The 15,110-nt window shown below is 41.6% G+C and carries 13 protein-coding genes; all 13 read left to right on the top strand.

Annotated features, from left to right (window positions below; genetic code table 11):
• Positions 1-132: 132 nt before the first annotated feature.
• Positions 133-1,662 (top strand): ABC transporter ATP-binding protein, encoded by a 1,530-nt coding sequence (locus AC0VYO_RS09955; protein WP_475367287.1) that lies wholly within the window; start codon positions 133-135, stop codon positions 1,660-1,662.
• The gene (locus tag AC0VYO_RS09960; protein WP_475367288.1) at positions 1,659-2,717 is read left to right on the top strand and encodes an ABC transporter permease; all 1,059 of its coding nucleotides are present in this window, start codon (positions 1,659-1,661) and stop codon (positions 2,715-2,717) included. The genes AC0VYO_RS09955 and AC0VYO_RS09960 overlap by 4 nt, the downstream gene beginning before the upstream one ends.
• Entirely contained in the window at positions 2,717-3,679 is a 963-nt protein-coding gene (locus tag AC0VYO_RS09965) for an ABC transporter permease (protein ID WP_194221448.1), read from the top strand. The genes AC0VYO_RS09960 and AC0VYO_RS09965 overlap by 1 nt, the downstream gene beginning before the upstream one ends.
• Before the next feature lie 567 nt (positions 3,680-4,246).
• Positions 4,247-5,524: an EF-P 5-aminopentanol modification-associated protein YfmF gene (yfmF, locus tag AC0VYO_RS09970; protein WP_475367289.1), complete on the top strand. Its 1,278-nt coding sequence runs from the start codon at positions 4,247-4,249 to the stop codon at positions 5,522-5,524.
• Between the two features lie 2 nt (positions 5,525-5,526).
• Positions 5,527-6,813, top strand: a complete 1,287-nt coding sequence (yfmH, locus tag AC0VYO_RS09975; RefSeq protein ID WP_194221450.1) for an EF-P 5-aminopentanol modification-associated protein YfmH — start codon at positions 5,527-5,529, stop codon at positions 6,811-6,813.
• An 83-nt stretch (positions 6,814-6,896) separates the two neighbouring features.
• Positions 6,897-7,607 (top strand): elongation factor P 5-aminopentanone reductase, encoded by a 711-nt coding sequence (ymfI, locus tag AC0VYO_RS09980; protein ID WP_475367290.1) that lies wholly within the window; start codon positions 6,897-6,899, stop codon positions 7,605-7,607.
• A 69-nt stretch (positions 7,608-7,676) separates the two neighbouring features.
• On the top strand, positions 7,677-7,928 hold the full coding sequence (locus AC0VYO_RS09985) for a DUF3243 domain-containing protein (protein ID WP_194221452.1): 252 nt from the start codon (positions 7,677-7,679) through the stop codon (positions 7,926-7,928).
• 166 nt (positions 7,929-8,094) lie between these two features.
• Positions 8,095-8,877: a YmfK family protein gene (locus AC0VYO_RS09990; protein ID WP_194221453.1), complete on the top strand. Its 783-nt coding sequence runs from the start codon at positions 8,095-8,097 to the stop codon at positions 8,875-8,877.
• Positions 8,878-8,894: 17 nt separating this feature from the next.
• Positions 8,895-9,824, top strand: a complete 930-nt coding sequence (locus tag AC0VYO_RS09995; RefSeq protein ID WP_430242600.1) for a helix-turn-helix domain-containing protein — start codon at positions 8,895-8,897, stop codon at positions 9,822-9,824.
• A gap of 212 nt (positions 9,825-10,036) precedes the next feature.
• A complete protein-coding gene (gene pgsA / locus AC0VYO_RS10000; protein WP_194221455.1) occupies positions 10,037-10,615 on the top strand; it encodes a CDP-diacylglycerol--glycerol-3-phosphate 3-phosphatidyltransferase in 579 nt (192 codons plus the stop codon).
• Between the two features lie 201 nt (positions 10,616-10,816).
• Positions 10,817-12,046, top strand: coding sequence for a competence/damage-inducible protein A (locus tag AC0VYO_RS10005; RefSeq protein WP_430242597.1), 1,230 nt, complete (start codon positions 10,817-10,819; stop codon positions 12,044-12,046).
• Positions 12,047-12,057: 11 nt separating this feature from the next.
• Positions 12,058-13,626 carry a DEAD/DEAH box helicase gene (locus AC0VYO_RS10010; RefSeq protein WP_194221456.1) on the top strand — a complete coding sequence of 523 codons (1,569 nt, stop codon included), beginning with the start codon at positions 12,058-12,060 and terminating at the stop codon, positions 13,624-13,626.
• Between the two features lie 192 nt (positions 13,627-13,818).
• Positions 13,819-14,865, top strand: a complete 1,047-nt coding sequence (gene recA, locus AC0VYO_RS10015; RefSeq protein WP_404682215.1) for a recombinase RecA — start codon at positions 13,819-13,821, stop codon at positions 14,863-14,865.
• The last annotated feature ends 245 nt before the right edge of the window (positions 14,866-15,110 follow it).

Raw genomic sequence — 15,110 nt, forward strand, 5'->3', positions numbered from 1 at the left:
CGTCCATTACGTTTTCTGAGCGTGATGGATTTCTAGAAATCTCACCTACATTATAGCCAAATATGGGACGAAGGCTAGTATTTTCATAGACTAGCCTTTGTTTCATGCTTTGGATAAGGGAGTGGCATCTACATGGAATACGTCATTGAAATGAGAAATATCCGTAAAGAATTTCCTGGGATTGTGGCAAATGACAATATTACGTTACAGCTAAGAAAAGGGGAAATCCATGCCCTTCTTGGTGAAAATGGCGCAGGGAAATCAACCTTGATGAATGTTTTGTTTGGTCTTTATCAGCCTGAAAAAGGCGAAATACACGTTCGCGGTAAGAAGGTTAATATTACAGATCCAAATGTAGCGAATGAACTCGGAATTGGAATGGTTCACCAGCACTTTATGCTTGTTGAAAAATTTACCGTAACGGAGAATATTATTCTTGGGAATGAGCCAACTGCTAAAGGTCAGGTTAATCTAAAGCAGGCTGCTAAAGATGTAGAAGCTATTTCAAAGCAATATGGTCTTGCAGTCGATCCAAATGCGAAGATTGAAGAAATATCCGTAGGTATGCAGCAGCGTGTGGAAATTCTAAAAACGCTATACCGTGGAGCAGACATCTTAATTTTTGACGAGCCTACTGCAGTGTTAACTCCTCAGGAGATTAAAGAACTTATCACAATTATGAAAAAGCTGATTTCTGAAGGGAAATCAATCATTCTGATTACACACAAACTGAAAGAAATTATGGAAGTAAGTGATCGTTGTACTGTTATTCGTCGAGGTGTCGGGATCGGTACTGTTGATGTTGCGAATACGAATCAGGATGAATTAGCTTCTATGATGGTCGGACGTGAAGTAAATTTTTCAATTCAGAAAAAGCCTTCAGAGCCTTCTAATGCAACGCTTGAGATCAGTAACCTTGTAGTAGAAGATGCACGTAAAGTACCAGTTGTAAACGGTATGAACTTAACTGTCCGTGCAGGAGAAATTGTCGGGATTGCAGGAGTAGATGGTAATGGACAATCAGAATTAATTGAGTCGATTACAGGATTACGTAGATCAAAATCTGGAAGTATCAATCTTAGCGGAAAAAACATAACAAATTGGAAACCGCGTCGTGTAACGGAAAGCGGTATTGCTCATATTCCACAGGATAGGCATAAGCATGGGCTTGTGTTAGATTTTTCGATTGGCGAAAATATGGTTCTTCAGACCTATTATAAAAGACCCTTCTCTAGAAATGGCATTTTAAATCTTTCAACCATTATGGATAAGGCGAAATCATTAATTAAAGAGTATGATGTGCGGACCCCAAGTGAGATGACGCCTGCTCGTGCGCTTTCTGGTGGGAACCAGCAGAAGGCCATTATCGCACGTGAAATCGATCGAAGTCCTAATCTATTGATTGCGGCACAGCCTACACGTGGACTTGATGTAGGTGCGATTGAATTTATTCACTCTAAATTAGTAGAAGAACGTGACAATGGAAAAGCAGTTCTTCTTATTTCCTTCGAACTTGAAGAAATTATGAATGTGAGTGACCGTATTGCGGTTATTTATGAAGGGAAAATAGTGGCGATCGTCAAGCCAGAAGAAACAACTGAGCAAGAGCTTGGACTTTTGATGGCTGGTGCAAAGAGCAAAAAGGCTGGTGAGACTTCATGAAGTTATTAAAAGGGAAATGGTCTGGCATTACAGTGCCGTTGCTTTCAGTAGCTCTAGGATTACTCGTTGGCGGTATTATTATGCTTGTTAGTGGATACAACCCGATTGTTGCTTACGCAGCATTGTTTAACGGGATATTCTCCAATACGTATGTAATGGGTGAAACCGTTCGGCAAATGACGCCGCTTATTTTGTCTGGTCTAGCGGTTGCGTTTGCTTTCCGTACAGGGCTGTTTAATATCGGAGTAGAAGGCCAACTATTAGTTGGGTGGCTTGCATCGGTTTATATTGGTTTACAATTTGAAGGACTAAGTCCTATTGTTCACATTCCACTCGCTATTTTAGCGGCAGGTCTTGCCGGAGCTCTCTGGGCATTTGTACCTGGTTTCTTGAAAGCAAAATATCACGTACATGAAGTTATTACGACGATCATGATGAACTATGTAGCCCTTCATGTTGTGAACGCGATTATTCGTACGTATTTACTTGCTCCTGGCGAGCGAACGGATCAAATAAATGCATCGGCTTCGTTGCAATCTCCGTTACTAGAATCGATTACGGATTTTTCACGTCTTCATTATGGTTTTGTAGTGGCGATTATCGGAGCAATTATTATGTGGTTCCTTCTTTGGAAAACGACGACAGGGTACGAACTTCGCTCGGTTGGTTTTAATAAATATGCTTCAGAATATGCAGGAATTAATGTTCAACGCAACATTGTCCTTTCTATGGTTATCTCCGGAGCTTTTGCAGGAGCAGCTGGGGCAATGGAAGGGCTTGGCACATACGGCTATATGACCGTTATGGCTGACTTTACAGGAGTTGGATTTGACGGAATCGCAGTTGCGCTTCTTGGTGCAAATGGTGCACTAGGTGTTGTTCTTGCTTCAGCGTTATTTGGCGGACTGAAAATTGGAGCTCTCAACATGCAGTCTGTGGCACAGGTACCAACACAGTTAGTTGAAATCGTGATTGCGATGATTATTTTCTTTGTCGCATCCAGTTACTTGATTCACTGGATCAGCAACAGGGTGAGCAAAAGGGGGAAAATTTAATGGATTTTATGCAGATTCTTCAGCTCATTATTCCTGCCGCTATTTTTTCAGCAGCTCCCCTGATTTTCACTGCTCTTGGTGGAGTATTCAGTGAACGGTCAGGTGTTGTTAACATTGGACTAGAAGGCTTAATGTTAATGGGGGCTTTCACGGGTGCGTTATTTACAATTCTAGGCGAACAGTGGGGAATGGGGGCAGCTTCACCTTGGTTTTCACTTGTTGTAGCGATTATCGTTGGAATGCTGTTCTCCTTGCTTCATGCTGTTGCAAGTATTTCGCTTAAAGCTGATCAGGTTGTAAGTGGCGTAGCCCTTAACTTCCTAGCTGCTGGTCTTGCAATCTTCCTTGTGAAGAAAATCTTTGACGCTGGTCAAACGCCAATTATTCAGGAACGTATTTATAAAACGGATGTGCCTTTCTTAAGTGACATTCCGTTTATTGGACCATTGTTTTTCTCAAGTGCGTATTATACGTCATACATTGCGATCGTGCTAGCATTCGTCGTATGGTGGGTTCTCTATAAAACGCCGTTTGGTCTTCGTCTTCGCTCTGTTGGGGAGCACCCGATGGCTGCTGATACGATGGGAATCAACGTGACAAAAATGCGCTATGTAGCGGTTATGCTAAGTGGTGGGTTTGCTGGTCTTGGTGGTGCAGTTTATGCGACATCGATTGCCGGTAACTTTAGCCACGCAACGATTTCTGGACAAGGTTTTATGGCACTTGCTGCTATGATCTTTGGGAAGTGGCATCCGCTTGGCGCAATGGGAGCAGCCCTTTTCTTCGGTCTTGCTCAGTCGCTCAGTATTACTGGACAGCAGATTCCTGGTTTAAAAGAAATTCCAGAAGTTTATCTTCTAATCTCTCCTTATGTTTTAACTATTCTTGCCCTTGCAGGTCTAGTTGGACGAGCGGATGCGCCAAAAGCGATTGGCGAGCCGTATGAGAAAGGAAAGCGATAACGTCGGGGCGAAGCTCTTCGTGAAAACGAAGAGCTTTTTCGTATGAGTAGTTTTTTGGGGGGGGGGGAGATGGTTCTAGGATTTTAATCTTTGTTTTTAAACGTTCCTAGCTGCATCGCCCAGCCTCTCGATCGCTTCAGCCATAAAAATGAACACAAAAAGCGTGTTCTAGTTCAAGAGCTCCAATATCTTCGTTTCTAAACGCTCGTCTTCGCTTTTCGTGTCTAGCTGCAGTGAGCAGACACTTGGTCACTTCGCCCTATAACTCGAACACAAAGACCGTGTTCAATTTATAGAGCTCCAGTGCCTGTCGTGTCTAACCGCTCACTTCCGCTTTTCTTGATCCAGCTACGACTCGCAGAAACTGCGATATTTCACTCTTTCACCAGAACACAAAAAGCGTGTTCTAGTTCAAGAGCTCCAATATCTCCGTTTCTAAACGCTCGTCTTCGCTTTTCTTTTAAAAAGTACTAATTGCTTACACTATTACACATACTATGGTATAAAGGGGGTAAGTTTCAGTTTCCTCTGATGGTAGTTAATGGATTTTAAAAAGGAGTGAGGTCAATGGCTATTATCCCTCATGAGAAAACCTCGTGCGGCGGTTTGACGCTACATAGGATACAAACGGATAAATATAAAACAACAACGGTAGTGGTTCAATTTAAGGCGCGTTTGACTGAAGAGACGGTAACGGAGAGGGCTCTTTTGCCTCATGTGTTGCAAAGCGGGACGGAGAATTATCCTTCGTCTAAAGCGGTGAGGACTGAGCTTGAGAAGCTTTATGGTGCAACGCTTGGTGTGGATCTTGCTAAGAAGGGCGATTTTCATATTATGACGTTCCGGATGGATTTTGCGAATGAGAAGTTCCTTTCGGAAGATGAACCTTTGTTCAAAAAAGCTCTTTCTCTCCTTTCAGAAGTAATCATGAATCCAAAAACGGATGGAACTAGTTTTGATTCTTCTATTGTGGATAAAGAAAAGCGTACGATGAAACAGCGCATTCAGTCTATTTATGATGATAAGATGCGTTTTGCTAATATGAGACTTACGCAAGAAATGTTTCCAAACGAAGCGTTTGGACTTCATGTATATGGGGAGAAAGAAGAAGTCGATCGCGTAACGGCTAAATCTCTTTATGATTTCTACAAAAAAGTGTGTGCTGAAGATGAGATTGATCTTTATTTAGTTGGCAATTTAGAGGGAGTTCATGCTGAAGAGGTCGTTAAGGAACTATTTCCTTTTAAAGAACGGACAGATCGTGGCTCTGAGGCGACACAAAAAGCGTCACTTGATGTAGAAGAGAAAGAAATTTTAGAAACACAGGAAATTAAGCAAGGAAAGCTTCACATGGGCTTTCGTTCAGGCGTTGGGTATGCTGACGATGAATATTTTGCTCTTCAAGTGTTTAACGGTATGTTTGGCGGTTTCTCGCATTCTAAGCTGTTCCGAAACGTGCGTGAGAAAGAAAGTCTCGCTTATTATGCAGCTTCACGTTATGAAAGCCACAAAGGTTTAATTATCGTGATGTCAGGAATTGAATTTAAAAACTATAAGAAAACGGTTGATATCATTAAAGAACAGCTTACAGCGATGAGAAATGGCGAATTTAATGAAGAAGAAATGAAGCAAACGAAAACAATGATTCGTAATCAGCTTCTTGAAACCGTCGATGATGCGAAGGGCATGGTGGAACTTCTTTACCATGGTGTCGTTTCTCAAAAGCTACGCACCATTGAGGAGTGGCTCGACGGAGTCGAAGCTGTAACCAAAGAGGACATTTTAGCAGTTGCGGATAAGGTTAAGCTTGATACCGTTTATTTCTTAAAAGGCGAGGAGGCTTAATCATGAAAACTATTCCATTTAACCAACTACAAGAGACTCTTTACCACCAAACGATGGACAACGGACTTGATGTGTATGTCCTTCCGAAAAAAGGTTTTAACAAAACTTATGCAACGTTTACGACAAAATATGGTTCGGTTGATAATCATTTCGTACCATTAAACGGTTCGGAGAATGTTCAAGTTCCCGATGGCATTGCTCATTTCCTTGAGCACAAAATGTTTGAGAAGGAAGATCGGGATGTGTTTCAAGATTTTAGTAAACAAGGTGCTTCATCAAATGCCTTTACGTCGTTTACACGCACGGCCTACTTGTTTTCAACAACACAGAACGTGATGCAAAACCTTGAAACACTTGTTAATTTTGTTCAAGATCCGTACTTTAGTGACCAAAGTGTTGAAAAGGAAAAGGGGATTATCGGTCAGGAAATTGAAATGTATAATGACAATTCCGACTGGCGCGCGTATTTTGGTGTGATTGAAAATATGTTCCATCATCATCCTGTTAAAATTGATATTGCTGGGACGATCGAATCCATCGCCAAAATCACGAAAGAATCTTTATATACGTGCTATGAAACGTTCTATCATCCATCAAATATGGTGCTATTCGTTGTTGGTGCCGTGGAACCGAATGAAATCATGTCCTTTGTAGAGAAAAATCAGGCGGCGAAATCTTACAAAGATCAGCCACCGATTGAACGATTTTTTGATGAGGAACCTCAAAAGGTGGCAGAGAAGAAGAAAGTTCTTCCGATGTCTGTACAAGTGGCGAAGTGCCTCGTTGGATTTAAAGAACCAAATCCAGGGCGTCAGGGAGAGGATCTTCTGAAGCACGAGCTTTCCATTAATCTTGCGCTTGATTTGATGTTCGGACAGAGCTCGGAGAATTACGAGAAGCTTTATAATGAAGGACTTATTGATCAGAGCTTTTCGTATGATTTTACAGAAGAAGAGAAATTCGGTTTCTCCATCTTAGGAAGCAATACAAGCTCACCAGATGAGCTAGCAGATCGTTTGTTTTCAATGATTCAATCGTTTAAGAATGAGTCAGTTGATACGGATCAGCTCGAGCGAATCCGTAAGAAAAAGATCGGTAGTTTCTTACGAGCATTAAATTCTCCAGAATTTATTGCGAATCAATTCACGCGCTATCGCTTTAATGACATGGATTTATTTGAAGTTGTTCCAATGCTTGAGTCAATTACAGCGAAAGACATTGAAGAGGCGGTTAAGGGACACTTTGCTGAAGAATCATTTACAGTATGTCAGGTCGTTCCAAAATCCTAGAAAGCACCCAACTGGGTGCTTTTTCACTGATCTTTAAATTGAAAATTAGTGATGAGATGAGTTTAAAGAAAGGGAGATACTTAGTGAAAGATGTTTTAATAACCGGGGCGAGCGGCGGGATTGGTAAGGCCATTGCTGCTGCATATATTCATAAAGGGGAGCGGGTATACGCTCATTATCACAAAAATGAACGTTCTCTTTTTGAATTAAAGGCAGCTTATCCCGAGGCGAATTTATTTCCAGTACAGGCGGATTTAGCTAGTAAGGATGGAGCGCGTCACTTAACAGAGCAAGTACAGGGCATCGACACCCTTATTCTAAACGCTGGCAACAGTTTTTTTGGTTTATTAACTGATATGTCCGATACAGAAATTGAAGCGATGATTCAGCTGCAATTAACCTCGTCCATTAAGCTTACAAAGCACTATATCAATGAAATGGTACGAAAGAAAAGCGGTTCAATTATTGTTGTTTCTTCTGTATTTGGATTAACAGGCGCATCATGTGAAGTTGTTTACTCCTCTGTTAAAGGCGGACTAAATGCGTTTGTAAAGGGTCTTGCGAAAGAGTTAGGGCCAAGCGGAATTCGAGTGAACGCTGTGGCACCTGGCTATATTACAACTGAAATGAATGCGCGTTTGACAGGAGAGGACGAACAATTGTTAGTCGATGACATTCCAATGGGACGACCTGGACAACCTGAGGAAGTGGCATCGCTTATTTCTTTTCTAGATTCCGATCAAGCTTCTTACATAAGCGGACAAATTATTTCAGTTGATGGTGCCTGGCTGTAAAAAACGATGCATAATGTCCTTTCCTTCGAGACAACATATAGGTGATGACTTGATAAAGGAGGGATATAGATGTCTGTACTAGATAATTTTGAATCGTGGAAAGGGTTCTTGCACGATCGCTTAAATCAAGGCGAACAGCAAGGACTTTCTCATGAAGTTGTCTCAGATGTTGCTTACCAGATCGGCGGATACCTTGCTGATGGAGTAAAAGCGAAAAATGATCAAGAACAGCTTCTTGCTGACTTATGGCATGTAGCTAGCGAAGAAGAACAGCATGCGATCGCAAATATGATGGTTAAGCTCGTTCAAAACGAAAGATAAATGACTTTTTACAGAAGGAGGGTGTCTATACACCCTTCTTTTTCTATGAAATGGAACAAATGATGTAAGAAAAGTAAATAAAATCCCGATTCATCTCTTTTAACCTTTATGAAAATCATTTATGATTAAAGGAACATAGGAAATTTGTGGCTAAAGGAGTTGGCATATGGAGAAGAAGGAATGGTATCTTGAATATGAAATTCATAAAAACAGACCGGGTCTTCTTGGAGACGTGGCGTCCTTATTAGGAATGCTAGGCATTAACATTATTACGATTAATGGTGTCGATGATATGCGAAGAGGCTTGCTTCTTCTGGTTGATGAAATTCAGCAAATTGAGCGTTTGGAATCTATTTTAAATACAATGGACAATATTACTGTAACAAAGATGCGAGAACCGAAATTGCGAGATCGTCTTGCTGTTCGGCATGGTAGGTACATACAGCGTGATGCGGATGACAAGAAAACGTTTCGTTTTATTCGAGACGAGCTTGGACTACTTGTTGATTTTCTAGCAGAAATTTTTAAACAAGATGGTCATAAGCTTGTTGGAATAAGAGGGATGCCGCGTGTTGGCAAAACTGAGTCGATCGTTGCTTCAAGTGTTTGTGCGAACAAGCGTTGGGTGTTTTTATCTTCAACGATGTTGAAACAAACGGTTCGAACGCAAGTCGCTGACGATGAACTTAACAGTGATCATATCTTTTTAATTGATGGGATTGTATCTGCGAGACGAGCATCTGAACGGCATTGGCAGGTGCTTCGTGATATTATGAGGCTCCCAGCAACAAAGGTTGTCGAGCATCCTGATATATTTGTTCAAGAAACAGAGTATACGATGAACGATTTTGATTATATAATTGAATTGCGAGACGATCCGGAACAAGAAATTACATATCAGGTAATTGAAAATCAATCTTCTGGATTTTCAAGCTTAGACTTTAACTAATTGGTAGGTGTTTTTCATTGACAGAGCTAGGTCAACGTCTGAAAGAGGCTCGAAGCGATAAGGGATTATCAATCGAGGAAATTCAGTCCATTACAAAGATTCAGAAACGCTATCTTCATGCGATTGAAGAAGGAAATTACGAACTGCTTCCAGGTAATTTTTATACGCGTGCATTTATTAAAAACTATGCGGAAGCAGTTGGCTTTAACGGAGAGGAATTTCTTGAGGAATATGCTTCAGAGATCCCTAAAGCAAGTGCAGATGTGCCGGAGAGTTTACCACCAAGGAAAATGAGAAGGCCATCTCAGCCAAGCAAATCTTCATCAGCTTCTTCCAAATGGTCTTCCGTATTTCCGTCTATACTTGTCATTTTGTTGATAGTAGGCGTGGCAGCATTGATCTGGTATGTCGTCCAAAGCGGTGATCAAACGACAAACCAGAATGCTACAACAAACCAGGCGGAGGAACAAATTTCTAGCGATGAGAACAGCGGCAGTGCACCTGATTCAGATGAAGTGAGCGACTCTGAAAACGATGCATCTTCTGAGAAACCTGAAGAGGAACCGAAAGAAGATGAAGAAAAGGAAAAAGAAGAGCCTGCTGAAGAACCTGAAGAAGAGCCTGCCCCTGAAATGGAAATTAAGAAGGTAGACAGCAGCGCTGATCGTTCTACGTATGAGATTACGAATGCAGAGAAGTTTGAAGTGAAGTTAGAAGCATCAGGCAGTAGTTGGGTCGCTCTAACTGGCGCTAGTGATAAGAAGTACGTATATGAAAGTCTTGCCAAAGGGAAAGACGTGACGGAAGACTTATCAAGTGAAGCTTCAGCAACACTTCGTTTAGGGAGTTCGCCAAATGTCGCTGTGTTTGTAAACGGGGAAAAGATTAAGATTCCAAAAGAACCTGTTGTTCAAAATGTGACGTTCAATTTCAAAAAAGCCGAGTAAGTTAAAGGAGTCATCTTGATTAGATGACTCCTTTTCTTACGATTGGTAATGGTGAAGTTTTCCTTTCTGCATGAAAGAAACAGTGTTAGAATAGAATACGATTTAGTGAGGGGAATTGGTACGCATCTTACAGCTAATGAAAACTGATGAAGCCAATGGCTACAACTTATCACATGATCTGATAGGTTAAATGACATTTAGGAGGAACACACTTGAATTTGCCTAATAAAATTACAGTATCACGCATTTTTTTAATTCCTGTATTTCTAATTTTTCTTCTAGCGCCCTTACCGCTTGGTGAAACAGAAATAGCGGGAGCTGTCTTGCTAAATTCCCATTTAGTTGCTACAGCGATCTTTATTTTCGCCTCAGTAACCGATTGGATTGACGGCTACATAGCTAGAAAGCATAACCTTGTCACGAATCTTGGGAAATTCCTGGATCCTCTGGCTGATAAACTGCTCGTTACGTCAGCCTTTGTCTCGCTTGTTGAGCTCGGTGCTGCGCCAGCATGGATTGTTGTCGTTATTCTTAGTCGTGAATTTGCCGTCACAGGGCTTAGGCTAGTTGCTTCTTCAGAAGGAGAAGTACTAGCGGCAAGCAACCTTGGTAAGTTAAAAACATGGATCCAAATTATCGCGATCATTGCTTTGTTAATTGAAAATGTGCCATTCGAAGCGATTGGTTTTCCTTTTGCAACGATTTCGCTATGGGCAGCACTTATTATTACAGTTTATTCTGGGTGGGATTACTTTTCTAAAAATCGTCAGGTACTACTTAAATCACGTTAACACCCTAGGGGAACAGATTAATCTGTTCCCTTTTGAAACCTCTTTAATAAGCGAATAAGCGATCGAATAGGTAAATTTCCCATTGTTTTCAAGGCGCTTCCTTATACGTTAAAGGTAAACCAATGTATAATAGGTGTAGAGAAATTATGAGCTATGGAAACAAGGAAACACCTTGCTTCGGATAGAAGGGATGGTTACAAAATGAATGCAGAAATTATTGGAATCGGTTCAGAGTTACTACTTGGACAAATCGCCAACACAAATGCAAAATTCATCTCAACTCGTTTGGCTGATCTTGGTATCAATGTTTTTTACCATACAGCCGTCGGTGATAACAGTGAACGATTAAAACAAGTTATTGAAGTTGCAGAGTCTCGCTCTGATTTGTTGATTTTCACAGGTGGCCTTGGACCTACTAAAGATGATCTAACGAAAGAGACGATTGCTAGTACTTTAAATAAAAAATTAGTCTATAACGAAGAAGCAATGGAAAACATCCAGGATTACTATAAAAAAACGGGAGCTCCCATGTCAGAGAATAATCGCAAGCAAGCGCTCGTGTTAGACGGAGCTACAGTACTTCGTAACGACAATGGTATGGCCCCGGGTATGGCTGTTACGGCTAACAACCACACATATATGCTTTTTCCAGGACCACCTAAAGAGCTCTATCCAATGTTCACGAACTATGCTGAACCCTATTTACTTGGTCAGTTGAAGCAAGGTGATACGATTGTATCCCGCGTGCTTCGATTCTTTGGCATTGGAGAGTCAAGGCTTGAAGCAGAGCTAGAAGATCTGATTGATCAGCAAACGAACCCGACGATTGCCCCGCTAGCTGGGGAATGGGAAGTTACGCTTCGATTGACAGCTAAAGCCGACACTAAACAAGAAGCGGATAAGTTAATTGATGAAACAGAAAAATTAATTGATGCACGTGTAGGCTCCTATTTATATGGCTATGGAGAGACAACACTCGCAAAAGAAGTCTTCTCACTTCTTAGCGACCGTGATTGGTCTATATCAACAGCAGAAAGCCTTACAGGCGGTATGTTTAGTCAGGAAATAACGGATCTCCCTGGAGCGTCATCACTTTTCTATGGTGGGGTTGTGTGTTACTCTAACGAAGTAAAGCGCGAGATCGGCGTATCAAATGAGACACTAGAAGCATACGGTGCCGTAAGCGAACAATGTGCAATTGAACTCGCTAGAAGCGTAAAAGAGAGATATAAAACCGATGTCGGCATCAGTTTCACAGGTGTTGCAGGTCCAGATCCTAGTGAAGGGAAAGAACCTGGAACAGTGTTTATTGGTGTTGCAGCACCATCTGGTGAGAAAGTGGTCGCCCTCAATCTTGCAGGGAACCGTCATGCCATCCGTAAACGCACTGTGAATCATGGATTGAATACATTATTGAAGTTAGAAAGGTGAATAACGTACGTATGAAGAATTTTGAAGACTTTGCATTGTCAAATGAAGTTAGAAAAGCTGTGCTCGAACTTGGTTTCAAAGAAGCGACCCCGATTCAGGAGAAAGCACTTGAACCAATTTTAGAAGGTAGAGATATGATCGGTCAGGCACAGACCGGTACAGGAAAAACAGCTGCTTTTGGTATTCCTGTTATTGAAAAAGTGAAAAAAATCGGAGGACCTGAAGCCATCATTCTCACACCAACACGTGAGCTTGCTATGCAGGTTGCGACTGAGCTTCAGAAGCTTTCTAAATACAAAGGGTTAAATGTTCTTGCCGTTTACGGTGGGGAGCCAATCTATCATCAAATCCGTGCATTAAAGAGAGGCGTTAACATAGTTGTAGGAACACCAGGACGCATGCTCGATCACTTGAAACGTAAAACACTTCGCACAGATAACGTTCATACAGCTATTTTAGATGAAGCAGATGAAATGCTTGATATGGGCTTTATTGATGATATTGAACTTATTTTCAAGCAGCTGCCGGCTAATCGCCAGTCGCTCTTATTCTCAGCTACAATTCCTGCACCAATCCGTAAGCTCTCCAGCAAATATTTGAAGAATCCACTTACGATTTCCGTTTCTAAAGGAGATATAACAGCGGATACGGTAGAGCAGGTTTATTACAGAACATTTGAAAGTGATAAATTCGATACGCTTTGTCGCGTCATCGAAAGTGAAGACATTCGCCTCGGCATTATTTTTACCAAAACAAAAAAAGGGGCAGCTCAAGTAACAGAGTCATTGAAAAAGCGTGGCTATCGAGCAGAAGAACTTCACGGAGATTTAACGCAACAGCAGCGTTCGAAGGTAATGAATCTCTTTAGAAAATCTCAAGTGAATTTCCTTGTTGCAACAGATATCGCAGCTCGTGGAATTGACGTTGCTCACGTTAGTCACGTGATCAACTATGATATACCTGAGGACCCAGAACGCTATGTTCACCGTATTGGACGTACAGGTCGCGCTGGGAACAAAGGAATTGCGTTAACGCTCGTAACGCCTAAAGACATGCGTTTCCTTCAATCCATTGAATCAAAAATCAAATTGAACCTATCTGCTGAGCCGCTTCAGGATGAAACGGTTGATCTTGATAACATTGTAAAATCTGTTGAAAAGCAGTTGAAAAAGCAAAAGTCTGATTCGACTGCTCGTGAAACAACCGAGCTTCTTTTAGCTAAATATAACGCAGAAGATCTTGTTCAAGCTTTCCTTGAAAACGCCATTCAGCAGAAGCAGAACACGACTCCTTCCGAATATAACTTTGGTGAAACAGGCGGTCAGAATGGAATGGTTCGTTTCTTCTTAAATGTAGGACGTAATATTGATCTTCATCCAAAGAAACTTTTAAGTGAGCTTTCTGTGATGGCTGGCGTTGATACAGAGTCTGTTGGCCGCATTGATATTTTTGAGAAATTCTCATTCTTTGAAGTGCACGAAGACGTTGCACCATTCGTCTATGAAGCGCTTCGAGCTGGCGGTATTGATGGTAAATCAATCCACCTTGAACCAGCTAAACCACAAAAAAGCAGAGTATAAAATAGAACGATCAGCTTCACTACCGGGGCTGATCGTTCTTCTTTCTTTTTTTATCAAGTTATAATAATCGGGACGTGAAAAGTCAATAGGGTAGAAAATAAAAAAAGACGAATAAATGTTCGGTTTTCTATTGGCAAATCACCTAAAAAGAGATATGATAGTGATAGTTTAATAACGAGGAGGAATTCATTCGTGAGTGATCGTAAAGCTGCCTTAGATATGGCACTTAGACAAATAGAAAAACAATTCGGTAAAGGTTCAATCATGAAACTCGGCGAACAAGCTGAGCAAAGAGTCTCTACAGTATCAACTGGTTCACTGGCTCTTGATATTGCTCTTGGTGTGGGCGGTTATCCAAGAGGTCGTGTTATCGAAGTATACGGCCCGGAATCTTCTGGTAAAACAACAGTTGCCCTTCACGCTATCGCAGAAGTACAGCGTAACGGTGGCCAGGCTGCTTTTATTGATGCTGAGCACGCTCTGGATCCGGTTTATGCAGAAAAGCTTGGTGTTAACATCGATGAGCTGCTACTTTCTCAACCTGATACAGGAGAACAAGCCCTAGAAATTGCTGAAGCTCTCGTACGAAGCGGTGCAGTTGATATGGTTGTAGTTGACTCCGTAGCTGCTCTTGTACCAAAGGCAGAAATCGAAGGTGAAATGGGAGATGCACACGTTGGTTTGCAGGCGCGTCTAATGTCTCAAGCGCTTCGTAAGCTTTCAGGTGCGATTAATAAATCCAAAACTACCGCGGTCTTTATTAACCAGATTCGCGAAAAAGTTGGGGTTATGTTCGGGAACCCAGAAACAACTCCAGGCGGACGTGCGCTGAAGTTCTATTCATCTGTTCGATTAGAAGTTCGTCGTGCTGAAACGCTGAAGCAGGGTAACGACATGGTCGGTAACAAAACGCGTATTAAAGTTGTCAAGAACAAGGTCGCTCCGCCGTTTAAACAAGCAGAAGTTGACATTATGTACGGAGAAGGGATTTCTAAGCAAGGTGAGATCCTTGACATTGGTTCAAACCTTGAAATTGTTCAGAAGAGCGGCGCATGGTTCTCTTTCGAAGGCGAACGTCTTGGACAGGGCCGTGAAAATGCAAAGCAATTCTTGAAAGAAAACCCAGCAATGGAAGCTGAAATTGAAGGGCGTATTCGCGCTCATCACAATCTTGATGCAGATAAGCAGCTAGATGAATCAGCTGCAGGTAAAGATACGCTTCTACCTGAAGAAGAATAAGACGCTTGATAGAAAGTCGGTCATAATGGCCGGCTTTTTATCTACTTACATAGTCTGTCGATACGAAACGTTGTACTGACATAGAGAGCTGAATTTCCATGATCAGGCAGTGAATGACCGCTCAATCAAGGCAATTTCACTAAGAGTTCAAGGCGAAAAAAAGAGCAATAATGAGTAATTTGAAGGGATTTTGCCCTGATGTACTCTCTTGACAACCTTTACTCTGAAAGATACAATATTAATTG

The sequence above is a fragment of the Anaerobacillus sp. 63XJN7_4_ISO-PGPR-S23-413 genome, assembly GCF_056173725.1.

Bases quoted from the DNA above. Each gene is read 5' to 3' on its own strand.
- AC0VYO_RS09990 (WP_194221453.1), top strand. From the start codon at position 8,095: ATGGAGAAGAAGGAATGGTATCTTGAATATGAAATTCATAAAAACAGA.
- yfmH (WP_194221450.1), top strand. From the start codon at position 5,527: ATGAAAACTATTCCATTTAACCAACTACAAGAGACTCTTTACCACCAA.
- AC0VYO_RS09985 (WP_194221452.1), top strand. From the start codon at position 7,677: ATGTCTGTACTAGATAATTTTGAATCGTGGAAAGGGTTCTTGCACGAT.
- AC0VYO_RS10005 (WP_430242597.1), top strand. From the start codon at position 10,817: ATGAATGCAGAAATTATTGGAATCGGTTCAGAGTTACTACTTGGACAA.
- AC0VYO_RS10010 (WP_194221456.1), top strand. From the start codon at position 12,058: ATGAAGAATTTTGAAGACTTTGCATTGTCAAATGAAGTTAGAAAAGCT.
- AC0VYO_RS09960 (WP_475367288.1), top strand. From the start codon at position 1,659: ATGAAGTTATTAAAAGGGAAATGGTCTGGCATTACAGTGCCGTTGCTT.
- yfmF (WP_475367289.1), top strand. From the start codon at position 4,247: ATGGCTATTATCCCTCATGAGAAAACCTCGTGCGGCGGTTTGACGCTA.
- AC0VYO_RS09955 (WP_475367287.1), top strand. From the start codon at position 133: ATGGAATACGTCATTGAAATGAGAAATATCCGTAAAGAATTTCCTGGG.
- AC0VYO_RS09965 (WP_194221448.1), top strand. From the start codon at position 2,717: ATGGATTTTATGCAGATTCTTCAGCTCATTATTCCTGCCGCTATTTTT.